Origin of the sequence: Pseudomonas corrugata (assembly GCF_050920615.1) — a bacterium.
Classification (GTDB): domain Bacteria; phylum Pseudomonadota; class Gammaproteobacteria; order Pseudomonadales; family Pseudomonadaceae; genus Aquipseudomonas; species Aquipseudomonas corrugata.
This window is the reverse complement of record NZ_CP130434.1, coordinates 3,189,776-3,214,337: the sequence shown is the minus strand read 5'-3', so window position 1 is coordinate 3,214,337 and position 24,562 is coordinate 3,189,776. Positions and strand designations below refer to the sequence as shown.

The 24,562-nt window shown below is 58.3% G+C and carries 23 protein-coding genes, 1 tRNA gene and 1 pseudogene; 18 read left to right on the top strand and 7 right to left on the bottom strand.

Features of this window, described 5'->3' with window-relative positions; all coding sequences use genetic code 11:
• Positions 1-12: 12 nt before the first annotated feature.
• The 7 genes from QZH45_RS14515 (at position 13) to QZH45_RS14485 (ending at position 10,586) form a co-directional block, all read left to right on the top strand.
• Complete coding sequence (locus QZH45_RS14515; protein WP_024780022.1) at positions 13-354, top strand: DUF2934 domain-containing protein; 342 nt, start codon at positions 13-15, stop codon at positions 352-354.
• A 211-nt stretch (positions 355-565) separates the two neighbouring features.
• Entirely contained in the window at positions 566-2,734 is a 2,169-nt protein-coding gene (glgX, locus tag QZH45_RS14510) for a glycogen debranching protein GlgX (RefSeq protein ID WP_024780021.1), read from the top strand.
• Between the two features lie 254 nt (positions 2,735-2,988).
• On the top strand, positions 2,989-3,753 hold the full coding sequence (locus QZH45_RS14505) for a PIG-L deacetylase family protein (protein ID WP_055135923.1): 765 nt from the start codon (positions 2,989-2,991) through the stop codon (positions 3,751-3,753).
• A 265-nt stretch (positions 3,754-4,018) separates the two neighbouring features.
• Entirely contained in the window at positions 4,019-4,819 is an 801-nt protein-coding gene (locus QZH45_RS14500) for an endonuclease/exonuclease/phosphatase family protein (RefSeq protein ID WP_055135488.1), read from the top strand.
• A 180-nt stretch (positions 4,820-4,999) separates the two neighbouring features.
• The gene (locus QZH45_RS14495) at positions 5,000-7,423 is read left to right on the top strand and encodes an autotransporter outer membrane beta-barrel domain-containing protein (RefSeq protein WP_055135487.1); all 2,424 of its coding nucleotides are present in this window, start codon (positions 5,000-5,002) and stop codon (positions 7,421-7,423) included.
• A 300-nt stretch (positions 7,424-7,723) separates the two neighbouring features.
• Positions 7,724-8,638, top strand: coding sequence for an autotransporter domain-containing protein (locus QZH45_RS14490; RefSeq protein WP_024780017.1), 915 nt, complete (start codon positions 7,724-7,726; stop codon positions 8,636-8,638).
• Positions 8,639-8,960: 322 nt separating this feature from the next.
• Positions 8,961-10,586 (top strand): NADP-dependent glyceraldehyde-3-phosphate dehydrogenase, encoded by a 1,626-nt coding sequence (locus QZH45_RS14485; protein ID WP_024780016.1) that lies wholly within the window; start codon positions 8,961-8,963, stop codon positions 10,584-10,586.
• Between the two features lie 6 nt (positions 10,587-10,592).
• On the opposite strand, the gene QZH45_RS14480 is transcribed toward QZH45_RS14485, so the two are convergent.
• Positions 10,593-11,486, bottom strand: a complete 894-nt coding sequence (locus tag QZH45_RS14480; protein WP_055135486.1) for a DMT family transporter — start codon at positions 11,484-11,486, stop codon at positions 10,593-10,595.
• Positions 11,487-11,620: 134 nt separating this feature from the next.
• Between QZH45_RS14480 and QZH45_RS14475 the strand changes: the two genes are divergently transcribed.
• Positions 11,621-12,058 (top strand): Lrp/AsnC family transcriptional regulator, encoded by a 438-nt coding sequence (locus tag QZH45_RS14475; protein ID WP_024780014.1) that lies wholly within the window; start codon positions 11,621-11,623, stop codon positions 12,056-12,058.
• Positions 12,059-12,099: 41 nt separating this feature from the next.
• Here QZH45_RS14475 and QZH45_RS14470 read toward each other — a convergent pair whose 3' ends face one another.
• Positions 12,100-13,440, bottom strand: a complete 1,341-nt coding sequence (locus tag QZH45_RS14470; protein WP_055135485.1) for a hypothetical protein — start codon at positions 13,438-13,440, stop codon at positions 12,100-12,102.
• Between the two features lie 378 nt (positions 13,441-13,818).
• Entirely contained in the window at positions 13,819-14,490 is a 672-nt protein-coding gene (locus QZH45_RS14465; RefSeq protein WP_024780012.1) for a Bax inhibitor-1/YccA family protein, read from the bottom strand.
• 123 nt (positions 14,491-14,613) lie between these two features.
• On the opposite strand from QZH45_RS14465, the gene QZH45_RS14460 reads away from it, so the two are divergent.
• The 3 genes from QZH45_RS14460 to QZH45_RS14450 all read left to right on the top strand — a co-directional run bounded on the left by QZH45_RS14460 (position 14,614) and on the right by QZH45_RS14450 (position 17,733).
• A tRNA-Ser gene (locus QZH45_RS14460) sits at positions 14,614-14,701 on the top strand.
• Positions 14,702-14,822: 121 nt separating this feature from the next.
• Positions 14,823-15,677 (top strand): prohibitin family protein, encoded by an 855-nt coding sequence (locus QZH45_RS14455; RefSeq protein ID WP_024780011.1) that lies wholly within the window; start codon positions 14,823-14,825, stop codon positions 15,675-15,677.
• Between the two features lie 262 nt (positions 15,678-15,939).
• On the top strand, positions 15,940-17,733 hold the full coding sequence (locus QZH45_RS14450; protein WP_024780010.1) for a DAHL domain-containing protein: 1,794 nt from the start codon (positions 15,940-15,942) through the stop codon (positions 17,731-17,733).
• 209 nt (positions 17,734-17,942) lie between these two features.
• Here the strand turns inward: QZH45_RS14450 and QZH45_RS14445 are convergent, their stop codons facing one another.
• Both QZH45_RS14445 and QZH45_RS14440 read right to left on the bottom strand, forming a co-directional pair.
• Positions 17,943-18,134 carry a hypothetical protein gene (locus QZH45_RS14445; protein ID WP_024780009.1) on the bottom strand — a complete coding sequence of 64 codons (192 nt, stop codon included), beginning with the start codon at positions 18,132-18,134 and terminating at the stop codon, positions 17,943-17,945.
• Positions 18,135-18,221: 87 nt separating this feature from the next.
• Positions 18,222-19,121 (bottom strand): polysaccharide deacetylase family protein, encoded by a 900-nt coding sequence (locus QZH45_RS14440; protein WP_024780008.1) that lies wholly within the window; start codon positions 19,119-19,121, stop codon positions 18,222-18,224.
• A gap of 235 nt (positions 19,122-19,356) precedes the next feature.
• Between QZH45_RS14440 and QZH45_RS14435 the strand changes: the two genes are divergently transcribed.
• The 3 genes from QZH45_RS14435 (at position 19,357) to QZH45_RS14425 (ending at position 20,242) form a co-directional block, all read left to right on the top strand.
• Entirely contained in the window at positions 19,357-19,611 is a 255-nt protein-coding gene (locus QZH45_RS14435; RefSeq protein ID WP_024780007.1) for a DUF6555 family protein, read from the top strand.
• Positions 19,612-19,759: 148 nt separating this feature from the next.
• Positions 19,760-19,990 (top strand): hypothetical protein, encoded by a 231-nt coding sequence (locus QZH45_RS14430; RefSeq protein WP_024780006.1) that lies wholly within the window; start codon positions 19,760-19,762, stop codon positions 19,988-19,990.
• Between the two features lie 87 nt (positions 19,991-20,077).
• Entirely contained in the window at positions 20,078-20,242 is a 165-nt protein-coding gene (locus QZH45_RS14425) for a hypothetical protein (RefSeq protein ID WP_155514779.1), read from the top strand.
• Here the strand turns inward: QZH45_RS14425 and QZH45_RS14420 are convergent.
• Positions 20,239-20,466 carry a PLD nuclease N-terminal domain-containing protein gene (locus tag QZH45_RS14420; RefSeq protein WP_024780005.1) on the bottom strand — a complete coding sequence of 76 codons (228 nt, stop codon included), beginning with the start codon at positions 20,464-20,466 and terminating at the stop codon, positions 20,239-20,241. The genes QZH45_RS14425 and QZH45_RS14420 overlap by 4 nt on opposite strands.
• A gap of 196 nt (positions 20,467-20,662) precedes the next feature.
• Positions 20,663-20,848: a hypothetical protein gene (locus QZH45_RS14415; RefSeq protein WP_024780004.1), complete on the bottom strand. Its 186-nt coding sequence runs from the start codon at positions 20,846-20,848 to the stop codon at positions 20,663-20,665.
• 279 nt (positions 20,849-21,127) lie between these two features.
• Between QZH45_RS14415 and QZH45_RS14410 the strand changes: the two genes are divergently transcribed.
• The 4 genes and pseudogenes from QZH45_RS14410 to QZH45_RS14395 all read left to right on the top strand — a co-directional run bounded on the left by QZH45_RS14410 (position 21,128) and on the right by QZH45_RS14395 (position 24,427).
• Complete coding sequence (locus QZH45_RS14410) at positions 21,128-21,490, top strand: NUDIX hydrolase (protein WP_055135484.1); 363 nt, start codon at positions 21,128-21,130, stop codon at positions 21,488-21,490.
• A gap of 846 nt (positions 21,491-22,336) precedes the next feature.
• Positions 22,337-22,529 (top strand): annotated as a pseudogene (locus QZH45_RS14405) (hypothetical protein).
• Between the two features lie 168 nt (positions 22,530-22,697).
• Positions 22,698-22,994, top strand: coding sequence for a hypothetical protein (locus QZH45_RS14400; RefSeq protein ID WP_231983237.1), 297 nt, complete (start codon positions 22,698-22,700; stop codon positions 22,992-22,994).
• Positions 22,995-23,578: 584 nt separating this feature from the next.
• Complete coding sequence (locus QZH45_RS14395) at positions 23,579-24,427, top strand: hypothetical protein (RefSeq protein ID WP_055135483.1); 849 nt, start codon at positions 23,579-23,581, stop codon at positions 24,425-24,427.
• The last annotated feature ends 135 nt before the right edge of the window (positions 24,428-24,562 follow it).

Genomic DNA, 24,562 nt, shown 5'->3' with positions numbered 1-24,562 from the left:
AGGAGCATTGCGATGAGTACCGACGATAAACGCATTCGTGAATTCGCCTATCAGATCTGGGAATCCGAAGGTAAGCCTACCGGGCAGGAAGAGCGTCATTGGGATATGGCGCGCAAACTCGCCGAGGCCGAAGCGCTGGCGCCGAGCAAGCCACCCAAGGCTGCCAGCAAACCGGCCGCCAGCAAGGCCAACGGCATCAAGCCTGTGGCGGCCAAGAGCACCACGGCCAAGGCTGCCCCAAAAAGCACCACGCCCAAGGCCAAACCAGCGGCTAAACCCGCTGCGGCGGCACCAGCAGCTGGCAAGCCAGCTGAGAAGAAGCCACGCGCGGCACGCAAGCCACCGGCGGTTTGATCCTCGGGCTCAGGCTGGCACACCCCCCTGTGGCGAGGGGATTCAGCGAGACGTCGCACCGCCCGCTTTGTAGGAGCTGGCGAAGCCGGCGATCTTTTGATCTTTGCGCTTGAGACTCAAGTGGCAGAGGAAAGATCGCAGCCTCGCTTCGCTCGACAGCTCCTACGCCACCCGCTTTGCCGTATCTGTTTGTCTTTTGCAGGAGCAACCCATGACCCGTCCAAAGAAAACCACCCCGCCGCCTGTTATCGAGGCATCGCGGATTCGTGAAGGGCTGCCGTTCCCGCTCGGCGCGACCTGGGATGGCCTGGGGGTCAATTTCGCGTTGTTCTCAGCCAACGCCACCAAGGTCGAACTGTGCATTTTCGATGACAACGGCGAGGTCGAACTCGAACGCATCGAACTGCCGGAGTACACGGACGAGATCTATCACGGCTATCTGCCCGATGCCCATCCCGGGTTGATCTACGGCTACCGGGTCTACGGTCCGTATGATCCTGAGAACGGTCATCGTTTCAACCCCAACAAACTGCTGATCGACCCCTACGCCAAACAATTGGTGGGCCAATTGAAATGGTCCGAGGCACTGTTCGGCTACACCATCGGCCACCCCGATGGCGACCTCAGCTTCGATGAGCGCGATAGCGCCCCGTTCGTACCCAAGTGCAAGGTCATCGACCCTGCTCATACCTGGGGCCATGACCATCGCGTCAGCGTACCTTGGGACAAGACCATCCTGTACGAGACCCATGTACGCGGCATCAGCATGCGCCACCCCGCCGTACCCGAGAACCTGCGCGGCACCTTTGCCGGGCTGATGGTCGACGACGTGCTTGAACACATTCGCAAGCTGGGAGTGTCCTCGGTCGAGCTCTTGCCCATCCATGCGTTCGTCAACGACCAGCACCTGTTGCATAAAGGCATGACCAACTACTGGGGCTACAACAGCATCGCATTCTTCGCCCCTGACCCGCGCTACCTGGCCAGCGGCAAGATTGCCGAATTCAAGGAAATGGTCGCGCACCTGCACGATGCCAATCTGGAAGTCATTCTCGACGTGGTCTACAACCACACCGCCGAAGGCAACGAGCAGGGCCCGACCCTGTCCATGCGCGGTATCGACAATGCCTCCTACTATCGGCTGATGCCCGATGACAAACGCTACTACATCAACGACTCGGGCACCGGCAACACCCTGGACCTGAGCCATCCATGCGTGCTGCAGATGGTCACCGATTCCCTGCGTTACTGGGCCACGGAGATGCATGTCGACGGGTTCCGCTTCGACCTTGCAACCATCCTCGGTCGGTATCACGACGGCTTCGACGAGCGCCACAGCTTCCTCGTAGCCTGCCGCCAGGACCCGGTGCTGCGCCAGGTAAAAATGATCGCCGAGCCTTGGGACTGCGGTCCCGGCGGTTATCAGGTGGGACGCTTCCCACCGGGCTGGGTCGAATGGAACGACAAGTTTCGAGATACCGTGCGCGCATTCTGGAAAGGTGACGACGGCCAGCTCGCCGACTTTGCCGGTCGCATGACCGCCTCGGGCGAGATGTTCAATCAGCGCGGGCGCCGTCCCTATGCCTCGGTGAACTTTGTCACCGCCCACGACGGTTTTACCCTGCATGACCTGGTGTCCTACAACGACAAGCACAACGAAGCCAACGACGAGAACAACCAGGACGGTAGCAACAACAACCTGTCCTGGAACCACGGTGTCGAAGGACCGACGGATGATCCGCAGATCAACGCCCTGCGCCATCGACAGATGCGCAACTTCTTCGCGACCCTGCTGTTGGCCCAGGGCACACCGATGATCGTCGCCGGGGATGAGTTCGCCCGCACCCAGAATGGCAACAACAATGCCTATTGCCAGGACAGCGAAATCGGCTGGGTCAACTGGGACTTGAGCGAAGACGGCGCGGCACTGCTCGAGTTCGTCAAGCGCCTGATCAAGTTGCGCCTGGCCTACCCGATCCTGCGGCGTGGACGGTTCCTGGTGGGTAATTACAACGAGGACATCGGCGTCAAGGACGTAACCTGGCTGGCACCGGATGGCAGTGAGATGACCATTGAACACTGGCAGGACAGCCATGGTCGCTGCCTGGGGATGCTGATGGACGGCCGTGCCCAGGAGACTGGCATCCGCCGCAAGGGCGGTGATGCGACGTTGCTACTGGTGGTCAACGCGCACCACGACATCGTCAATTTCCGCCTGCCTGAAGTGCCCGAAGGCAGTTTCTGGACTTGCATGGTAGACACCAACCAGCCAACGGTGCGGGGCCGGGAGCGTTTCGATTTCGATTCCGAATACTCCGTCACGGGCCGCTCGTTGCTGTTGTTCGAATTGCAGCGCGAAGAGGAAACACGGGATCGGTGATAAACGGTAACAGAGCATCAAGAGCCGCAAGGACGCGGCTCTGGAGCTGTGCTCCCCCGTTGCGCAGTCCAGTTCGAATAAAAAATTGCAGTTCAGATACACAAGTGACGCGACGAATCGAGCGTCATGGTCAATACTTCGCAGGCGGTATTCCAGGATTCGGAACACTGCAGATCACAGCCAGCCCCTTCGGGGCGCCCGGGCAATCGGCCCGATGCGTGGCTGAAAGATTGAATACGACAAGGACGTACCCCATGAAACTTGCCTCTCGCTCGCAAGGCCGGCAGCACCCGCAAATCTGGAACAGCTCGCCCCAGTTGGCCGATATTCCCATCATCAGCACCCAGACACTCATCCCTGCCGGCACCCGTGCCGTTATCCTCTCCCCGCACCCTGGCGATGAAATCGGTGCGTGCGGCGGGTTGCTCCAGTTGCTTGGCAACCTGGACTATCCGATTTTGCTGATCTCGGTCACCGACGGGGACCTCAACCACTCCCCTTCGCCGCTGTGGACCGATGAGCGCCTGCGCATCTATCGGCCCCATCCCCAGGAAAGCGTGGATGCCCTGCATCGCCTGGGCGTGTCGGACCACGGTCTGCAGTGGGTACGCGGCGGCTTCCCGGAAAAAGCCCTGACCGAACATGAGGCACAACTGACCGCCTTCATCGGGCATTACCTACGACCCGGCGATGTGGTATTCAGCACCTGGCGCAAGGACGGCGACAGCGATCACGAAGCCGTCGGCCGCGCCGGAGCCCTGGCAGCCGAAAGCGTGGGAGCGACGTTCAACGAGCTGCCGGTGTGGGCCTGGCACTGGCCGGTTCGCGAGCAGAACAAGATTCCCTGGCACCGCGCACGAAAACTGCGCCTGGACGTCTGGACCACCGCCCGCAAACGCCACGCGATGCACGCCTACGCCAGCCAGCTCAACGGCGAACCCGCCAGCGGCATCGCACCGCTGGTGCCGCGGGTCATCCTGGATCGCATGGGGCTGCCGTACGAGATAGTGTTCATCTAGACCCCGACTGCCACAGCGGATGCTGTGAACACCAGTGATCCCTGTGGGAGCGGGCTCGCTCGCGAAGGCGTATGCACATTCAACATCTTTGTGACTGCCATACCGCTTCCGCGAGCACGCCCCCTCCCACAGGTTCCAACGCAGTTCTGTGAACGCCATTCTTCTCTATCGACACGAGCCGGTCCGCGAAAACGCAGCAAATATCCGGAACTGCCGATGCTGCCCGTCAGTCGCATGAACAGGTACGTCTGATTCAGGAGTGAACGTGACTCGCGATCCCGACTGGCAAGCTGTCGAATCGGTGCCATTGGACTCGCCTGCGGCGGTCCATCGGCTACGGGTACTGACGGTCAACACCCATAAGGGTTTCACCGCCCTCAATCGCCGTTTCATCCTGCCGGAACTCCGTGAAGCGGTGCGCAGTACTGGTGCCGACCTGGTTTTTCTGCAGGAAGTCCTCGGCGAGCATGACCGCCATGCCTCGCGCTACGACAACTGGCCCCAAACGTCACAGTACGAATTCCTTGCCGACAGCATGTGGAGCGACTTCGCCTACGGCCGCAACGCGGTGTACCCCGACGGCCATCACGGGAACGCGCTGCTGTCCAAATACCCGATCCGCCAGTTCCGCAACCTCGACGTCTCAATCACCGGCCCGGAGCGACGTGGCTTGCTGCACTGCGTGCTGGACGTGCCGGGCCATGCCGAAGTCCACGGCATCTGCGTGCATCTGAGCCTGTTGGAAAGCCATCGTCAACTGCAGCTCAAACTGCTCTGTCAATTGCTCGAATCCCTGCCCGATGACGCTCCGGTGATCATCGCCGGCGACTTCAACGACTGGCAACTGCGCGGCAATATCACCCTTGCCAAGCGTCAGTATCTGCATGAAGCCTTTGAACACCACCACGGCCGTCCGGCCAGAACCTACCCCGCCCGTTTCCCCCTGCTGCGCCTGGACCGTATCTACTTGCGAAACGCCACCAGCCATGGCCCGAGAATCCTCGGAAGCAAGCCCTGGACACACCTGAGCGATCACTTGCCGCTGTCAGTGGAAGTGCATCTGTGAACCCGGTGACGAATCGTTGATGACAACGGGCCACCTGTAAGTTCTGACAGTAGCGACGTATATTTTTCATTGTTACGGTGCCATCCCATACAGCGAGCGTTGCCAGGCCCAGTGTGCCAGCTGTCGTGCAGCCGATGCTGAAACCGGCGTTCCTCGAATGCCGATGCAGAGGGATAGCACATGAGCTCGCAAGATCACGCTTTCAAGCGGCTGTTCAATGCCTTATGGATATCGACCCCCTTCCTGCTGCCCTTTCCCACCGCCATGGCGGCTTGTACGCTGACGCCAACCGCAGGTAATGACACCTATGTCTGCGACAGCGGCACCAGCCCCGGGCTGACGGACCTTTCAGGCAACAACAGCCTGACGATGCCTGCCAACGGCAGTGGCGTCATCCAGGGCGACGTCACGTTTGACGATGGTGCCGATCACATCGAAATCCACGCCAACGGTGTGATTGACGGTGACGTCAGCCAAGGCTCCGAGGCCGACGACTTTCTCATGACGGGCGGCCGCATCCTGTCCCTGTCCCAGGGTGATGGCCTCGATACCTTCACGATGTCCGGCGGCACCATTGTCGATGCGTTCGAAGACGGCGATATCGCGCACATGAGCGGCGGTACGATCGGCCGGGTCGATATGAAGCTCGATGACAACCTTTTCGACATGTCGGGCGGCCAGATCATCGGTAACCTGGTGACCGGCTTCGGCCAGGACACCATCATCCTGTCTGCGGGACGCATTGGCGGCAACGTCAGCGTCAGTGGCGGCAATGACAGCATTACTGTCAGCGGTGGCGAGATCATCGGCGAGGTCCGAGCCAGTGCCGGAGATGACCAGTTGCAGTGGAGCGGCGGCCTGATCCACTCTGCCATTCTGATGGGCGACGGCAATGACACGGCGCTGTTGGGCGGTCTCGATGAAACGACGCTCGCCATCACCCCAAGCCTGAACGGCGGGTTGGGCCAGGACGTCCTGACCCTTGAAGGCAGCACCTCCAGTACGGGCGCTCGTTACGTCAACTGGGAGAGCGTCAACCTCACCCAGGGTTCGCGCCTGGACCTGAATGACGCTCTGGTCCTGGGCGACAGCGCCACCGCCACGGGCACCCTCACCCTCGATGGCAGCAGCGTGTTGACCTCGACCCAGGGCAGCCTCACACCGTTCGCCGCCGGCCAACTGGCAACGCTCAACAACGGCGGGACGGTGGACCTTACCCAGGGCAATAGCCGCACCAGCGACACCCTCGCCGTGCAGGGTAACTACGTCGGTAACAACGGCCAGCTACGCCTGCAATCGGTCCTGGGGGCCGATGATTCCCCCAGCGACAAGCTGGTGGTCAATGGTGGAACGCTCACGGGAACCACCGCCATCACGGTCACGAATCTGGGGGGCGCGGGCGCACTGACCACGCAGAACGGCATCGAGCTGGTCCAGGCCCAAGGCGGCGCGGTCAGCGACAGTGGCGCGTTTTCGCTGGCTAATGCGGTGTCGGCCGGCGCCTTCGATTACCGTCTGTTCAAGGGCGGCGTGAACGGCAATGACAACAACTGGTACCTGCGCTCGACCGTGGTCGCCGGCCCGGTGGCGGCGGCCAGCCCGGGTTTGCCTGCGCTGCCCACTGCCGTGCCGGGCGCCGCGCCCATTCCCCTGTATCGCCCGGAAGTGCCCACTTGGTCGGTGTTGCCTCCTGCCGCCGCGCAACTGACCCTGATGGCCTTGGGCACCTTCCATGACCGCCAGGGCGACCAGCGCCTGCTCAACGAAACCGGTGCGTTCGGCGCGGGTTGGGGCCGGGTCTATGGCAAGGATCTGGACCAGGCCTGGGCCGGTACGGTCTCGCCTCGGTTCGACGGTTCCATCAAAGGCTTCCAGGTGGGCAACGACCTGTACAGCTCGCCGATGTCCGGCGGCCAGACCCAACGCATCGGTTTCTTCGTCGGCCACACGGAACTGAACGGTAACGTCGACGGCTTCAACCAGGGCTTCCGAGGCCGACGCGCCGGCAAGATAGAACTCGACGGCGACAGCTACGGGCTCTACTGGACGCTCGCCGATCCCTCTGGCGGTTACGTCGATGCGGTCGTGATGGGCACGCGGCTGGACGGCGACAATCGCTCCGAACGCGGTCTCAAGATCGACAATCGTGGGCACGCCCTGACGCTTTCCGCAGAGGCCGGCTATCCATTCGCCGTAGCCGCTGACTGGGTCCTGGAACCACAGGTCCAGGTCATCCACCAGAAAATATCCCTGGACACCCAGGACGACGGGATCTCCAGGGTCGAATTCGATTCCGACAGTGCCTGGACCGGCCGCCTCGGCGCCCGGCTCAAGGGCCACTATCAGGTCAGTGGCATGCCCGCCGAACCGTATCTGCGGGCGAACCTGTGGCACACCTTTTCCGGCACCGACACAGTGACGTTCGACAACACCGAGCGGGTCGAAACCCAACAGCGCGCCTCCACCGGCGATCTGGGGGTCGGCGTGATCGTAAGCCTGGCGCCCTCGGTCAGCGTCTACGCCAGCGCGGACTATAGCAACAACCTGGACAGCAACCAGCAACGCAGCGTGGCGGGCAATCTCGGTGTGCGGGTCAGTTGGTGACATTGAAGCGGCCGCTCACGACGGTGATTTGACGTCATTCTGCTCTACGGATAACTGAAAAGAATCAGCTATTTATTTGAGCTGATTTCATATCGCCATTCATCGCACAGTTTCTTGACGCGATGACATCGGTCTTCTTGACTACACCGTACTACCCCCGGAAATACAGTCAGGGGCAGGCCTCGGGAACCCGTTGCGGCGGGCCGCCCGAGACTTGCCTCAATCCGTTCGGTCGCCCCTCATTCGGGGTAGGAGAGACGCCCTAAGCGAGAGACGCATGCGATTGCAAGGTAGACCCCCATGAGAACTTCCCCCCGCTCACAAGAAATCACGACCACCTTTTACGCCGTGTCCACTTCGTTGTTGCTGTGCTCATCCATGGAGGTCATGGCCTGGCCCGTCGAGCAATCGCCGCAATCCAGGTACGGCCAGACACCCTCCGACAACCCGAATGCCACCCTCATCAACACCGACTCGGCATCCGACAAAAGCCCAGGGCTGTTCACGCTTTCCAACGACAATGGCCATACCCAGCGCATGGGCCTGATCGGTGGCCAGAACCAGATCATCGCCAATGTCGGCGGCGTGTTGGTAAGCCCGGCCATGGCCGAACCGGGCAAAGACGCGTTGAATCTGCAAGGAACGAACCTGGGTGCCTACTGGAGCCTCACTGGCCCCACTGGCTGGCATGTGGACCTGAGCGCCAGTGGCGGCAGGGTCAACGGTTACAGCCGCACCGAGCAGGGCCAGCGCCAGGCGGCCGAGGGCCATGCCGTCACGCTGTCGGTCGAAGGCGGCTTTCCCATTGGCATCAGTGACAACTGGGTGGTAGAGCCCCAGGCACAGTTGATCAACCAGCGTGTGACCCTCGACACCGGTAACGCCGAGGATGGCAACAGCAGTGCACTGAGGACCTGGAGCGGGCGTGTGGGGGCACGGCTCAAAGGTACTTACGAGGTCAACGGCCTGGGCGTGGAGCCTTACGTGCGGACCAACTTGTGGCACACCGTCCAGAGCGCCGACACCCTATCCCTGGGCAAGGTTGACAAGATCAGCAGTAGTCGCAAATCCTCCACCGTCGAGCTGGGCCTGGGCCTGGTCGCCCGGGTCACGCCCGTGGTAAGCCTGTATGTCAGCGCCGATTACAGCAGCGACGTCGACGACAACGACCTCAATGGCGTCATTGCCAGCCTGGGCGTACGGATGCGTTGGTGAGACCCCGAACTGTGGCGAGGGGATTTATCCCCGTTGGACTGCGCAGCAGTCCCAGAAAGCCTGAATGCGATCAGCTCGGCACAACACGATGCCTGTATTCAGGGACTGCATCGCAGCCCAGCGGGGCGGTGCGACGTTTCGCTAAATCCCCTCGCCACAATGAACTGCGCAAGTCTCAAGTGAGCAGCATTGCGCATCCGGGTCGGCAAAAACGCAGCTGCCGGCCCTTGCCACTTAAAAACTCCCCCCATTAAGGCGTATAACCCTGGAAGCGAAGACGACGGTCAGTCGTCAGGGTTCATTTCTTTGAGGGAGTAACGACATGACCACAACCAACCTTCTCGCCGATCTGTTTCCCAGTCCCACCGATATTCCCCAGGCCTATCGCCTCGAAGAGCGGATCGAGCAGCGTGAATACCTGGTCGATGGTGTCCTCGAGACCTGGCCGGGACCGCTGGCCGTCGTGCGCAGCCCGGTATGCCTGGCCGGTGAACAAGGTGATGAACAGGTCGTACTTGGCAGTACGCCGCTGCTCGATGCCGAGACCGCCCTCACCGCCCTGGACGCTGCCGTCCGGGCTTACGACCGCGGCCAGGGCCCGTGGCCGACAATGCGAGTAGCTGAGCGCATCCGGCACGTAGAGGCTTTCCTGACACGCATGCGCGAGCAGCGCGAAACCGTCGTCAAGTTGCTGATGTGGGAGATCGGCAAGAACCTCAAGGACTCCCAGAAGGAGTTCGACCGCACCTGTGACTACATCGTCGATACCATCAATGCCCTCAAGGAGCTCGACCGGCGCTCCAGTCGTTTCGAACTGGAGCAGGACACCCTCGGGCAGATCCGTCGCGTTCCCCTGGGCGTGGCCCTGTGCATGGGGCCCTACAATTACCCGTTGAACGAAACCTTCACCACCCTGATTCCCGCCTTGATCATGGGCAACACCGTAGTATTCAAGCCGGCCAAGCTCGGCGTCCTGCTGGTGCGTCCGCTGCTGGAAGCCTTCCGCGACAGTTTCCCGGCGGGCGTAATCAACGTGATCTACGGCAGCGGCCGGGAAACCGTCAGCGCGTTGATGGCCAGCGGCAAGATCGACATCTTCGCCTTCATCGGCACCAACAAGGCCGCCAGCGACCTGAAGAAACTCCATCCGCGCCCACACCGCCTGCGTGCCGCCCTGGGGCTGGATGCGAAAAACCCGGGACTGGTGTTGCCGGACGTCGACCTCGACAATGCCGTCAGCGAAGCGCTGACCGGCTCGCTGTCATTCAACGGCCAACGCTGCACCGCACTGAAAATCCTCTTCGTCCATGAAGACGTGGCACCCGCGTTCATCGAGAAATTCAACACCAGGCTCGCCGCCCTCAAGCCGGGCATGCCGTGGGAGGACGGTGTGGCACTGACGCCGCTGCCCGAGGCCGGCAAGATCGATTACCTGCGTTCCCTGGTGGACGACGCGGTGGCCAAGGGTGCGGCGGTGACCAATGCACACGGCGGCGAATCTCGCAGTTCATTCTTCTATCCCGCCGTGCTCTATCCGGTAAACACCGCGATGCGGGTCTATCACGAGGAACAGTTCGGCCCTGTCGTGCCCATCGTGCCCTATCGCGACCTCAACACAGTGATCGACTACGTGCTGGAGTCCGACTTCGGCCAGCAACTGAGCATCTTCGGCACTCATCCGGCTGAAGTCGGCAGGCTGGTGGACACATTCGCCAACCAGGTCGGGCGCATCAATATCAATGCCCAGTGCCAACGCGGGCCGGATACTTTCCCGTTCAACGGCCGGAAGAATTCGGCCGAGGGCACCTTGTCGGTGCACGATGCGTTGCGTACCTTTTCGATCCGCACCCTGGTAGCGACCAAATTCCAGGAGAGCAACAAGGCACTGATCAGCGACATCATCCGCGAGCGGGACTCGAACTTCCTGACCACCGACTACATCTTCTGACCCGCGTTACTGCAGGGCTGGACGCCGCGCCTTGATGCCCCAGCCCTGCTGCATGCTGGCAGCCGCCAGCAGGATCGCCGCGACACCCAGCCATTGCAACGGTTCGAGGCGATGGCCGAAGGCGAACCAGTCGACGAAGATCGCCGCGATCGGATAGATGAATGACAGCGCGCCGGTGATCGCGGTCGGCAAGCGCTGAATCGCGCTGTACAGCAGCACATACATGACCCCGGTGTGGACCATGCCGAGGGTGACGAGACTGGCCCAGCCCTCTGGCTGTTGCGGCAAAGCCGAGAAGTTTGCCCAGGGTGCCAGCAGCAATACCCCGGTGCTGACCTGCACCAGCGCAATCAAGTGCGGTGGCGTACCGGTCAAGCGCTTGATGATCAGCGCGGCAATCGCGTACAGCAACGCAGCCCCAAGTGCCAGGGCGATACCCACCAGATACTCGCCGTTGCCCTGCCCTTGCTCACCGTGGGCGCTGACAATCGCCAGCATCCCGAGAAACGACACCGCCAGCCAGAACAATTTTTGCGCGGTGATTTTCTCCCCCAGGAACAGCGCAGCCAACCCCACCAACATGAACGGCTGGACGTTGTACACCGCGGTACCGATTGCAATCGAGGCCCGTGAGTAAGAAGCGAACAGCAACACCCAGTTACCGACAATCGCCACCCCACTGAGCACCGCCAGCAGAAATGTCCTTCGGGTCAGGATGTCCCGGCGTAAAAAGCCGAAACCGGCGCAAATCAACAACAAGGTTGCCGCGCCGAACACGCAGCGCCAGAACACTACATCCAGCACCGGCAGGCCGGAAACCAGCACGAACCAACCGATGGTTCCGGAAATCAACATGGCGGCGGTCATTTCCAGCGAACCGCGACGTAAGGTCTTGTCCATCATCAGGCTCCTTCAGCAAGTGGAGCACAGTATGACAAGGCAGTGAAGGGCTTCTCCATGGTTTGAAAAAGGCTAAACTGGCATTCGACCTTTTTTTTCAAGGCAACTTCAGCCAATCGCCTAACGGAGTCGAGATGACCGACGATATTGACCAGATTCTCATCAGCGCGTTGATGGAAGACTCACGGCGCTCGCTCAAGGCCCTGGCGAACCTGAGCGGCCTCTCCTCGCCCAGCGTGGCCGAGCGCCTGCGGCGGCTTGAGGAACGCGGCGTGCTCAGGGCCTATACCGTTGAGGTAGACCCGAAGTGTTTCGGCTACCAACTCCAGGCCATTGTCCGTATCCGCCCGTTACCGGGGCAGTTACAGGAAGTGGAACGGCAGATCCAGGCCATCGCCGAATTTACCGAATGTGACAAGGTGACCGGCGACGATTGCTTCATTGCCCGGCTGCACGTTCGCTCGATGGAACAGTTGGATACGGTGCTGGACAAGCTCAACGTCCTTGCCGAAACCAATACTGCCATCGTCAAGAAGACCCCGGTCAAGCGGCGCCTGCCACCGATGGCCTGAGTCGGATCCGGCCTCGGCGACGGACCGAGGCCGGGCTCACGTCATTCCGGTTCCGGGCTGCGTTGTACCTTGTGCACCTGCTCCTCGGGCACATTGCTCTCTTTCATCAACGTAAGTGGCTGTGCCTTGTCGCACACATTTTTCTTGTCCGCATAAACCCCGCTGAGGTTGCACTTCCAGTTATAGAAGTTGGCCAGGGCACCGGACAACTGCAAGCTGTAGTCGGTGCTTTGTGCACTCGGTGTAAAAGGCTGTCCGGCCGGAATATTCTGGAACCACTGCATCCAGACATCACCCCCGACCGGCGGCGGATTGGCCTGGAACGTCGGGTTCATCAGCGCCCGTTGCTGGTATTCCGCGGTCATGTGGCAGCTCGTGCAGGACGCTTGGGGATTGTCCACCGGACCATTGAGGCGCCCGTTCCACCCCAGATGGGTCGGCGGCAGTTCCTTGGTATTGGCATTGATTGCGGTCTGCTTCAACGCCTTGTTGATTTTGGTTTCGGTTGGTGTTGGGTTGGTGAAAGCATGGCCGTTCTCCTGGGGATCGTTCCCCCACATGATTCCCACCGGCACCAGGTTGTCCCAATTCGCTTTACCGGTAATGGCGCCGTTGTATTGGAAGGTTCCGAAGAGCCACCCGGTATCGCTCACCCGGGTGTCGCGCACAGCAATGTCCATCTGTATCAGCGCAACATTGGTCACGGCACGGCTTGTCGAGGTGAACGTCTTGGCGGTGTAAGCCTTCCACAGCAATGGGTTGGCCAGGAACGGCACCGTACTGACATCGATATCGGCAAACAGCGCCTTGCACACGACCGTGCCGTTACCAAAGCCCTTGGGTTTGGAGGTGTAGCTCGGATCGGGGTTCTGCGGGTCTTTCCAGACCTGGCCAATGGTGTAGGCCCCTATGTCGTTGTAGATACCCACCGCATAGGTCTGCCCGCTGCCGGTTTGCGTACTCGCCAACTGCTGGGGCTGGATTGGCGCCTCCTTGGTAAGCCCGTGAATGCCCTCGCGGCCATTGAGACCGTAATGCTGCCAAGGCATGTGGTACCACTGGCGAACCTTGTTCTTCTGCACATTCCAGCCAATGCCGATATTGCCCTCCAGGCAGTATTTCTTCGCCTCGTTCATATACGGGCGCCAGGTTTCAAAGTCGTTGGAGAATGTCTTGGGTAGTTGCTTGAAGAACGCCGGCATCGAAGATGCGCCCGGCGCCACGGTGGGATAGTTCTGACTGAGCTGGAAAAGCTCTCCAGAGTAGTCACTTTTTGGGGGGGCATAGCCAAAATCAGGGAAGATTCCGGCGTGGGCGCTGGTCACGGACATCGCGCCTGCCAGGATCAGAAATGCAGCGGCTTTTCCTTGAGGATGGGTCATCAGATATCTCCTTATAGGGAAGCGCCCTCTCATCGGCCTCCTGACCGATGCGCAGGACCTCCTTCTGTTTCCAGGCGGCACGGCGCCAAGCCTGTCACGGTCCACTTTCAATAGTTGTCAGTTAGCTCCTTCGGCTTGAGGCCGGGCACGGTCGGTCCAGGCTCGGTCGCCGAACACAAGTGCCTCAACGGTTGATGCGAGACTGCGCATGGCCAAACGGTCCATTTCACCTTCCTGGCAATACCGCTCCCTTGCCCTAGGTGTAGATCATTTTTTTGAAGCCGCCATCACATAGCGGCACTTTCAAGGCAATTAGCCACAACACAAACCGCGGGCGAAAAAAAGCCCGCCGAAGCGGGCTTTGGGTAGCGTATGCAATCAGTCGTCGCGGCCCATCAGGCCAAACAACTGCAACAGGCTGATAAACAGGTTGTAGATCGATACATACAGGCTGATGGTGGCCATGATGTAGTTGCGCTCGCCGCCATGGATGATGGCGCTTGTCTGGTACAGGATCATCAGCGCGGAAAACAATACGACACCTGCGCTGATCGCCAATTGCAGACCGCTGATCTGGAAGAAGAAGCTGACCAGCATCGCCCCAACCAGTACAAAGAAACCGGCGGTGAGGAAGCCCCCCAGGAAGCTCATGTCCTTGCGGGAAATCAGTACATAGGCCGACAGCCCACCGAACACCAGCGCGGTCATGGCAAAAGCCGAGCTGACCAGTTCAGCACCGCCCTGCATCTTGAGGTAAAGGTTGAGGATCGGGCCAAGTATGAAACCCATGAAGCCGGTCAGGGCGAACGCCGAAACCAGGCCCCAGCCCGAATCGCGAAGTTTGTTGGTCAGGAAGAAAAGCCCATAGAAGCCGATCAGCACCACGAACACGTTCGGGTAGCCGACATGCATCTGCTGGGCGACGTAAGCCATCACACCGCTGAAAGCCAGCGTGAGTGCCAGCAAGCCATAAGTGTTGCGCAGGACGCGGCTAACCTCTAGCTGCTCGGCCTGCACGCTGTTGTTCACTGCGTAATCCTGTTCGCGCATGGCGACACTCCTCCGGTTTGAAACATTCAGTGGCAAGGATCATAACAGACGCCCTGTAACAAGCTACGCAGAGAGTTTGACAGTGTGTTTCATTCGGGTATTATGGCGCCCGCAACGCAATACGGAGGTGTGGCCGAGTGGTTTAAGGCAACGGTCTTGAAAACCGTCGACTGTAACAGGTCCATGAGTTCGAATCCCATCGCCTCCGCCATATTTGTACGTTAAAGCCCTGATAATTCAGGGCTTTTTCGTGTCTGGCGTCCAGAAAGCGGCCGTCGACTTCAGTACCGGACAAGGCGCATCGCGCGCAGCCCTCACTCAAGGAAAGAACAGTGACCCGCAAAACCATCGGCTCTCTCGTTGCAGCAATCATGGCCATCGTCCTGTTATGCGTATTCTTTGGCAGCTGGTACACGGTCGACGAAACCGAGCGCGGCGTACTTCTGCGCAACGGCGCGCTGGTCGGAGTCGTGGAGCCAGGATTGTCGTTCAAGGCGCCCTTCATCGAATCCGTGCGCCTGATCAGCGTACAAAGCCAGGTCACTTCCTATGAAGACCTCCAGGCCTACAGCAAGGATCAACAGTCCGCCCAGCTCAAGGTGTCGGTGTCCTGGCACATAGCCCCGGCGGACGTGGCGAAGGTCTACAGCCAGTTCAAGGATATCGAAGGTATTCGCGACCGGATGATCAGCCGGCAAGTGCCGACCCAGGTAGAAAACGTGTTCGGCAGGTTCAATGCCGTGGCCGCTGTGCAGAACCGCGTCCAGCTGGTCAACGATATCTCGAGCGCCATCAAGTCCACCATCACCGGCCCTGTGATCATCGACAGCGTCCAGGTTGAGAACATCGATTTCAGTGACGCCTACGAGAAAGCGATCGAAGCGCGCATGGCAGCGGAAGTCCAGGTCAAGACCCGCGAGCAACAGCTCGCCACTGAGCAGGTCCAGGCACAGATTCGCGTGACCCAGGCCCAGGCGGAAGCCGACTCGCAGATCGCCCAGGCGAAGGCGGATGCATTGGCCACCGAATTGCGCGGCAAGGCCGAAGCCGAGGCGATCAAGGCTCGGGCTCAGGCGCTGGCCAGCAACCAGAACCTGGTGGAACTGACCAAGGCCGAGCGCTGGAACGGAGTCCTGCCGACCACCGTGCTGCCCGGTGGCACCCTGCCCTTTATCGACACCAAGTGATTCTGCGGCGCGGCCCGCCATGGCCGCGCCTGTTTCCCAGCAGGAACATCGCCCCGTTCCCCGTTAGCGCTACACTGGCCTGAATGACGAACCCACAGTTCATCGTTAGCAGGGAGCTCAACGTGTACCCAGGCATAAACAGGCCAGCGCGCCATCCCATCCGATCCATACAGCTTCAGCTCATCGTCCCACCCCCTGAAAACCTTGCCCGATCCGGAAGCCCGGCGAATCCGTCGATCAACATCCCGGACAGGAGAACAGCGTGACCACAATTATCCAAAAATATAAGTGGCCTGCCTTGTTGGCTGTCGCGCTGGCCGTTTTCTCGGCCTTGATATTCTTTCTGATCAAGTCGTATACGTACGACACCACAACCTACTTCGAATCTCGTGATTTCATCCGGCAACTCAAACAGTCCGACGCCAACTGGAACGTCAAGATTCTGAGGAAGAAGATCGGCGTCAATAACAACCTGTCGCTGGCGCCGCCGCCGGAAGCGGGCAGTCGATGGGAGCAACTGGAACAGCTCAACAACGCAGGCCCCTTGGCCGCACTTTGGAACTCCAGGCGCCAGGGTTATGTCGACGCGATCAAGAACAAGACCCTGCTGGTAGAAGAGTTCGAACAGCACAATGCTAGCTTGCGTACAGCCCTGGATGCGTTGCCCACGGCCGAGGATGACATTCAGGCACTGCTCAAGACGTTGAACATCGGCAGTGCGACGGAGCGTCTGACAGCTGCCTCCAATGTCCTTGAACTGACCTTGACGACCCTGGAGTACGCGGCGTATGTCACATCAGACAAAGCCAGGCAGATAGAGAGTCAATTGGACGAGCTGAAGAACTACATCCAGCAGTTGCCCGCCTCCTACCAGCCTCCCTTTATCACGCTGACGCAGCATGTCCGGTCGATTATCGAGGAGCAGCCGATCGTCAATGATCTGCTTGACCGCATCAACGTGATTCCGGTGGCCCAGGAGCTGGATAACATCAATGAACTGTTGAATGAGACACAGCGCCGGACAGCTGAAACAGAACGTCAATATCACATCTACCTGGGCGTGTGCGCCACGCTCATGGCGTTGCTGATGATCTACCTGGCCGTGCGATTGGTGCGCAGCTACGCCGTCATCAACCTGATCAACCAGGCGTTGCAGTCGTCCAATGAACGACTGGAGGAACGGGTCGAAGAGCGCACTCGTGAACTGATGGAGGCCGAGCGTGAGCTCGTGGACGCGGCGCGAATGGCGGGCATGGCCGAGATCGCCACCAACGTACTGCACAACGTCGGGAACGTGCTTAACAGCGTGAACATTTCCGCGGAGCTCGTTACCCGCAAATTGAAGAACAGCAAGACACTGGGACTCGGAAAAGCGGTCAATATGATGAATGAACACGCCGGCGACCTGGGCCAGTTCATTACCCTCGATGAGAAGGGCAAGTTGCTCCCCCGTTACTTCAACGAACTGGTCGATTCCATCGCCGCCGAGCAAGCATTGCTCATCGATGAACTGGCGCAGCTGACCAAGAGCGTCGACCACATCAAGGAAATTGTCACCACACAACAATCCTATGCCGGGGCGGCACGGCTGATCGAACCGCTCAATGTCAGTGACTTGTTCGAAGATGCATTACGTATGAACTCGGGTGCGCTGAGCCGGCACCACGTCACTGTCATCAAGGAATATCAAGATACGCCCATGATCCTGGGCGATAAACACAGGCTGCTGCTGGTTCTGATCAACCTGATCAGTAATGCAAAGTTCGCAATGTCCCATGTGCCCGAACCACGGGAGATGACCCTGGGCATACGGATCATCGACCGGACAACGCTATGCCTCAGCGTCAAGGATCTAGGTGAAGGTATTGCCCCCGATAATCTGGCCCGCATCTTCAATCACGGATTCACGACTCGCAAGGATGGCCATGGGTTCGGTTTGCACAGCTGCGCCTTGGCAGCAGTCGAGATGAATGGCCGTCTCCATGTCCATAGTGACGGACCTGGTCAAGGCGCCCTCTTCACGCTGGAGATTCCGCTGGAACTGGCGCAGCCCTGAGCAAGGCGAACATCGTTGGTGGACGTGCCGACGCCATCGCGAGCAAGCCCGCTCCCACAGGTCTTGCTGGCAAACACAGCTGGTGTGATCACTCGGAATACTTGTGGGAGCGAGCTTGCTCGCGATGGCGTTGGCTCAGTTGCATCGAGGCTGGATCTGCCGATGCCTTCGCGGGCAGCCCGTTCCCACGGGGTTAGCGTCCGCCGCGGTTATTTGGCGTTCGTCGCCCGCGCCTCGCGGTCTCTCCTGGTCGGCAACGCCGCGGCGTAAGCCAGTGCTTCTTCACGCGAAGCGAAGGAACCCAACCGGTCAGCCTGGGTACAGACTCTCCATGGGCCGCTGTTTACGCTGAGAACGTCATAACCGTTGATGTGCATTTTCGTCAGCATTGCGGTACTCATCGTCACCTCCTCCGGTAGGACCAAGGGTTACATCGCCTACCTTACACTCAGTTGCGCCGTAGAGACGACCGAACGTCGCCACATCCTTCAGTGCGAATCCGAGTCCCAAAGCCAATCCCACAGGCCGGGCAAGCGCACCGGCTGGCCGCTTTCCTTGACCGTACGCGCCATGGCCGCCCGCGTCAGCGCCTGGCGATCGTCATAGAATGGCTTGGCGTCGGTCCTCACGCCCGTAACCCTGGCGCTGTCGATCAGGATCTGCAGGTATTCCCGGGCGTGTCGAGCGGTATAGCGATTGAGATCGTGGAACGTCACAACCACCGGAATCACGCCATCGACTGCAGGCAATTGCCCGGCCGCGATGCGCTCGCGCACTTCGGAGAGCTGGCGGACCAGGTTGATCCGTCGTCGCGGACTGACGGTAATCCCCCAGATCTTGCCGTCGTTGGCACTCAGGTCGGTGAGCAGTACATGCATGCCATGCCGTTGGTAGGCCGCGAACGTGCGCCGGTCATAACTCCAGAACGGCGGCCTTACCAGGGTCGGCGCCGCACCGGTGATGGCAGCAATGTCGGTTCCACCGTCGATGAGCGACTGTTCCAGGTCCTCGGGACTCAGGGAGCGATGATTGGTGTGCCAATGGGTGGCCGTATGAAAACCCAGTACGTGACCTTCGCTTTGCTCACGATGCATCACCGAGCGGCCGATATCGCTATCGCCGGCGCGCCAGGCACGGGTCTGGACAAAGAATACTGCCTTGATCCCGGGTTGGACCGGGTTCTGTGCAAGGGCATCCAATACGTCAATGCTCGGGTTCCAGAAGGAGGATGCGCTCGGACCGTCATCGAAGGTCAGCAGGAAACGGATCGGGGGTTGTTCACGCAAACGTTGCTCGGTTTGCGCAGTCAATTCGATGGGTGAGCCGATGCACCCCGACAAACCGCTGGCGATGACCGCAATGACCAGCGCCCTGGCGATGTTTTTCATGTTCTGCCTTTAGGTAATACCGCACTGCTACGCCTCCGCTCCCTGGCGCATGATGTTTGAAACCCACCTTGGAGAAGGTTAACCGGGTTTGGTTCCTGGCGGTGAGCACTGCTTCGTCTCGCTTGTCATTGATCAGACCTGGCGCCTGACCGGTCTATTTCGACCGTCCGGAAATTGGATTGAATTTTCCGAACGCCTCCGCATCCATCCGTATAGAACTAATTAGGGAGGATTTATGGGCGGGCCATCGCTTTACATCATCGATTACATGCTCCATGGCGAGCCCAAGTCATTCATCATTCGAGCCGAAGCGATGAATAACTCCGAAGCTTGGCATTGGGCCAGTTGCGACGCAGGTGTCGGGCGCATACCCAAATTCGGGAGGGAGAAAGTCAAGCGGGTTACCAAACCCCTTGCGGAAAAATATGGCATCACCGACGTGCGCTGGCGAGCGAGCGTCGCGCCCACCTGGATCAAGGAGTCCGGCTGATCGTGGCCTTCATCATTCGGCGCCGGCTACCCGCCGGGCGCCGTATTCCCCCGGCAAACCGGCAATAACTGAACTACGCTTAAACGACAGTACGACCCGTCTGCGGCGGGTTTCGTGCTGCCTCATCAACCCTGAATGGAGGTGTGACATGTCTGAAAAAGAGTCCATCACCACCCTGCTCACCCTGCTGGAATCGCGCCAGACCCGCCTGACGGCGGCCTGCAAGGAAATTGCCGACTGGGTCGACCACAATGGCGGGCACCCGACTGCCATGCGTATCCGGGATCGCCTGAACGATATCGATAAAGACGTTCCATCGATCCAGCACGCACTGTCATCCCTCAAGCCCATTGAACGGCCTTTGCCCAAGTTCCGCTAGCGCTTTGCGTCAGCCCAGCTTCTCCTGAGTTCTACCGGCTGGAAAGCCGATGGAATGCGGAATTCTATTGCACCTCGAAATTGATAGATGCAGAAAACCGCGAAAAGGAGCGCCACCAGCAAAGACAGCGGCGGTGGCTCGGTCAACATTCCCGATCATGCGCAAATCATCTGGTATTACCATCGCGTCGAGCCACTGCAACAAGCACAAAAAGACTGTGAAAGCACCGGCGGCCGCTGGCAGAACCGTTAGCCTTTGCTGTGCTCCGGCGAGGAGGGCCCTTCCTTGATCCCCCTTGGCCCGGCAACGCCCCAGATGATCAAACCCAGCACCGGCAGAATGATCAGCAACAAGGCCCAACCCGCCTTGGTCCCGGCCGACTTGTCACTACGAAACACGCTGACGATCGCCCACAAATCCACGAGCAATAGAAGCACCGCGGCAGCAATCCAGAAATAACTGGCTAATTCAGACATGGCCCAATCCTCCTGACGGTCTCTTGGCGCTGTACGAAAAGTCTTGAGACGAAGGTCAGGCTGTTTTCAACGCAGCATGAACGAGTATCAAGGTTTTTCGTACAGAGCCTGGTGGCCGGTACTAATCAGCCACACAGGTCACTGTTGATTAGGCACAGGCTCTCCGGGTCGGTTCAAAGAATCTGGCTCGGCAGGTCTAGGCGCGCTCGTTCATATAACCGACCCATCGCTCATAAGCTTCGTGCTGACGCCTTACGGCTTCTTCCCAAGCGTCCCCGGACATCTGATGGGCACAAATGAGCGTCATCATCTCCGATGTCGCCGAGTCGAGCTCCACCAGGAGCTCATGGGATTTGACTTTGAAATCTTCAACAGTAGTCATCTTTCCTCTCTCCCCCACTGCCCAGGGGTCGGCCATCCACCCAAGATGGATACCTATTTTCGGATCTGATTCATTTTTGGCGATGGCCGGTCATGAATGCAGGCAAGGTCGGGAAAACCGACAGATGACGAATCAAAGCACAAAATGAAGTTCAGTCTTTTCCGCAGCGCTGCGGTCGTAAGGGTATGAGCCTATATATGTTGCTGGAACTGACGATGACGGGGCTTTAATATTTCATTTATATTTCACTTTAATGACAGTCACTGAACGAGCGTGCCCATGAAAATTCGAGCGACCGTCATCTGCGAGGAAAATCGCCATATTTTGCTGGTGCGCAAACCCAATAGCCGTTGGGCCTTGCCAGGCGGCGCCGTCGAACGCGGGGAAAGCCATGCCGATGCCGCCTTCAGAGAACTTGCAGAAGAAACTGGCTTGGGCGCCGAAAACCTGTTGTACCTGATGCGCCTCAGCGACGGCGATACCCTGCATCATGTATTCGAGGCCTCAGTCAGCGACATCGGGGCGGCCAGGCCACAGAATGAAATCAGTGATTGCCTCTGGTATCCGCTGGACACCATTGCGCAATTGCAGATGAAAAAGGGGATGCGGGAAATACTTGAGGCCTTCAGGCGGCGGCTATGAGGGCGGCCCGCACTCTCGGGAGACTGAGGTGCAAACAAAAAGGGTTGCCTGAGATACCTCACGCAACCCTTTGTTTTATATGGTGCCCGAAGCCGGAATCGAACCGGCACGCCCTTACGAGCGGGGGATTTTAAGTCCCGAGAGGAAATCAATGAGGATGCGGCTTCCGATAGGTTTTTTGGTTCGCAATCGTGCGCAAATGCCTGCCATACAGCCCAATATTTCTGCATACCTGTAAATAATTGCGGACCAGAAAAATGTAGGAGATTTCGACGGCGATTGACGACTCCGCAGATGCAACGGCCGGACGCGTTATGCCAATGTTGCATACATCTCACTCGCCCAGCAGGCAATCAGAACCGAGGTGCCGCCGACGAGTCACAGGTATGTCCATCGTGGATAAGCAAATCGGAATCGCACTACCCAGGAGACTGACATGACCAAATCAAGTGGCGGATCAGGAGGCCCCAACACGGGCGGAAAGTCTGGCGGATCGAAAGGAGCACCTGTTCCCAATCTGCCAAGCAAGACCGGGAACCCATCAGGTGGCGGCCGTGGAAATGCGGCACCGAAAGGAAAGTGATTACGATGCAACCGGCGCCCGCGCTTAGGCGCCGGATCGTTGTCAGCCCACCACCATGTCAAGGTGACCATAAAACCTGCGCAACCGCTTGATCTAAAAAGGAAAACAGGTGTCATTGAGTAGGTAAAAAACAAGCATATTGCCCCATAAGAATCAATAACTTAGCGTTGGATATTCCTACAGTATTCCCTCTCCTCTCCGGCGTCATGGCTCCCGAAAATCCCTACCCTGCTACGCTGATCTCTACTCAGCGGGAGTCAAAAATGCACAACCTCGATCTGCTTCCCCAACTGCTTTCCAAGATCAACGAAAACCAGCTTGCGCTCGAGGCAGCCATCATGGAGTTGTCTAACTGGGTCGCTCTCAACGGCTCGGCCGTGCGGCGCCTTGGATACACTCGTTCAGAATGATGAGTTCATCAAAATGGCCTTGGCGGTAATAAGCTCTCCCGACTGACAGCACGCTGCTCGTCGGCGAGTCCTCACCGGTTTCCTAGCGCCTCGATTACTGTATATCCAAACAGTAAAGCTTGAGGCGTTACCCGTGGATCCGCTAGACATAGAAGACACCGACGATTGGTTGGGCTGCCCTACTCCTCTGGAGATGTACAGGCACTCCTGCCTCATGCTGGAGAACGAAGTGCAGGAGCTGACCACCCAGCTTCGCAAGGCTCGCCAGGATATTTTCGGCTTGATAGAAATGCATGCAGCCGAGGCTAAAGAGTGCGCCCGACTTCGGGCTGAGCTGGCAAAAATCAGACGGAACCTGAGCGATCAGTACCGGGAAAATACGAAACTCGCGAACAGCACTCGGTCGGAACTCTTGGGCCAGGACGCCCTAATAGCTGAATTATACAAGCGGCTTAAGGTCTTTGAGGGTGATCGCCTTCCGGATATGCGAACAGGGAAGAATCGATCCTGACCAGCCCCGGAGAACTTATGTGCGGACGTCTCTCGCAATAACCGGCATCCACGACTTCGTGGCTGGGTCGGTCATGTGGTCCGGGACCTTTGTCGATACCCTGGCGCCCCCGGAGCGGTACAGTGCAGCGCCTTCGCAACTGCTCGCCCTCTTCCACCAGGAGGGCGACGATTTGTACGCCGAACTAGTACGCTGCGGCTGGAAGTCGTACAGGGCAAAAGATCGGGAAGCACCGATGATGCCAGAGTAGAGAAGGTCACCCACGGCCCACTCTTCCGCGCGAACTGGCCGCACCAGGCGATAATCGGCGACCGAAATACGGTTTGAGTGGGTTGACGAGGACGGACCAACAAACAGCCTTACCTGATTAGGCAAATGGAGCAAGCGCCAAGCCACTCTGCCGCCATCGGCCAGTATCCGAATGAAGTGCGCGATGTCGGCGAGGCAAACAGAACGAGCTCATAACTCAATCCATCGCCTAGACTTCCCATACAGGGTTGAGAGATAGCGTATACAGAAAGCTTTGTGACCCTCATGTCATATTCTAAAATTTATCAGGCATACAACCACATGGAAGAGCCACAATGAATAGGAATATTATCGTTATACATCCTTTCGAAACAGAAGAAGACACTCAATTTTCCGACACCAAAAAAAACTGGAATAACGCACGCACCGCAAAAAGAAAAATCCTATATGAAGAAATACGAAAGGAGATACAAATAGAAGAAAAAGAACCTGCTGACTCAGACTCCGACGACGAACCATCCTTAAAACACAAAAAAAGACAATTACACAACCAAATCACCGAGCAAAATATCAAAAAAGTCAAAATGGATTCGAGCGAGCGAATTAATTCAATAAAAAACCACTACACAGACTATCGCTTCATCAATGGATCAGACATCAAGTCTACAAACCAAAGAATCCGTACAAAAGCTGAATCTACTATAAGCTCAGCAGCTTCGTCCTTTGATACAATATACATTCTGGGTCACTGCTCCATTGGAGAAGATTCGATCTCATCTATCGACAACGACAGCAGAATAACCGCAAAGGAATTAGCCGACTTTCTGAAAGAGGCAGGATTAAAAACTAGTTACGCCGGAAAAATTAAAATATATGGCTGCTATTCTGGCTTGGGAATATCAGCGGAAAGTAAATCCTTCGCAAAGAGATTCAGCGAAGAGATGAAAATATTAATGTTTCACAATTGTAGAGTCCAGGGTTATACCACTTATGTAGGAAACTATTTCAAGGGCCATAAAATCGCCTTCACTGGCAACGAAAAAGAGTTAGATCAATTTCAAAAACTAGACAGCACCATAATGAAAACTCACGATTTCGAAAGAAGACAATTATTGGAAAAGAAACTAGATGAAGGACTAAAGAAAATATCAACCCGCTCTAGCAATAAAATAGTAGACGTCTGAAGACATTGCAGAAAAAACCAACAGAAATCACCATAAGATCTGAACTGCGAGAGGCTCTAAGAGATTAACGCACATACATAGCTGGTCCACTGGCAGTTCTCCGGTCGTCACTCCCAACTGCTTCAGGCTTGCTAG

Bases quoted from the DNA above. Each gene is read 5' to 3' on its own strand.
- QZH45_RS14515 (WP_024780022.1), top strand. From the start codon at position 13: ATGAGTACCGACGATAAACGCATTCGTGAATTCGCCTATCAGATCTGG.
- glgX (WP_024780021.1), top strand. From the start codon at position 566: ATGACCCGTCCAAAGAAAACCACCCCGCCGCCTGTTATCGAGGCATCG.
- QZH45_RS14505 (WP_055135923.1), top strand. From the start codon at position 2,989: ATGAAACTTGCCTCTCGCTCGCAAGGCCGGCAGCACCCGCAAATCTGG.
- QZH45_RS14495 (WP_055135487.1), top strand. From the start codon at position 5,000: ATGAGCTCGCAAGATCACGCTTTCAAGCGGCTGTTCAATGCCTTATGG.
- QZH45_RS14490 (WP_024780017.1), top strand. From the start codon at position 7,724: ATGAGAACTTCCCCCCGCTCACAAGAAATCACGACCACCTTTTACGCC.
- QZH45_RS14485 (WP_024780016.1), top strand. From the start codon at position 8,961: ATGACCACAACCAACCTTCTCGCCGATCTGTTTCCCAGTCCCACCGAT.
- QZH45_RS14480 (WP_055135486.1), bottom strand. From the start codon at position 11,486: ATGGACAAGACCTTACGTCGCGGTTCGCTGGAAATGACCGCCGCCATG.
- QZH45_RS14475 (WP_024780014.1), top strand. From the start codon at position 11,621: ATGACCGACGATATTGACCAGATTCTCATCAGCGCGTTGATGGAAGAC.
- QZH45_RS14470 (WP_055135485.1), bottom strand. From the start codon at position 13,440: ATGACCCATCCTCAAGGAAAAGCCGCTGCATTTCTGATCCTGGCAGGC.
- QZH45_RS14465 (WP_024780012.1), bottom strand. From the start codon at position 14,490: ATGCGCGAACAGGATTACGCAGTGAACAACAGCGTGCAGGCCGAGCAG.
- QZH45_RS14445 (WP_024780009.1), bottom strand. From the start codon at position 18,134: ATGAGTACCGCAATGCTGACGAAAATGCACATCAACGGTTATGACGTT.
- QZH45_RS14440 (WP_024780008.1), bottom strand. From the start codon at position 19,121: ATGAAAAACATCGCCAGGGCGCTGGTCATTGCGGTCATCGCCAGCGGT.
- QZH45_RS14435 (WP_024780007.1), top strand. From the start codon at position 19,357: ATGGGCGGGCCATCGCTTTACATCATCGATTACATGCTCCATGGCGAG.
- QZH45_RS14430 (WP_024780006.1), top strand. From the start codon at position 19,760: ATGTCTGAAAAAGAGTCCATCACCACCCTGCTCACCCTGCTGGAATCG.
- QZH45_RS14425 (WP_155514779.1), top strand. From the start codon at position 20,078: ATGCAGAAAACCGCGAAAAGGAGCGCCACCAGCAAAGACAGCGGCGGT.
- QZH45_RS14420 (WP_024780005.1), bottom strand. From the start codon at position 20,466: ATGTCTGAATTAGCCAGTTATTTCTGGATTGCTGCCGCGGTGCTTCTA.
- QZH45_RS14415 (WP_024780004.1), bottom strand. From the start codon at position 20,848: ATGACTACTGTTGAAGATTTCAAAGTCAAATCCCATGAGCTCCTGGTG.
- QZH45_RS14410 (WP_055135484.1), top strand. From the start codon at position 21,128: ATGAAAATTCGAGCGACCGTCATCTGCGAGGAAAATCGCCATATTTTG.
- QZH45_RS14400 (WP_231983237.1), top strand. From the start codon at position 22,698: ATGCTGGAGAACGAAGTGCAGGAGCTGACCACCCAGCTTCGCAAGGCT.
- QZH45_RS14395 (WP_055135483.1), top strand. From the start codon at position 23,579: ATGAATAGGAATATTATCGTTATACATCCTTTCGAAACAGAAGAAGAC.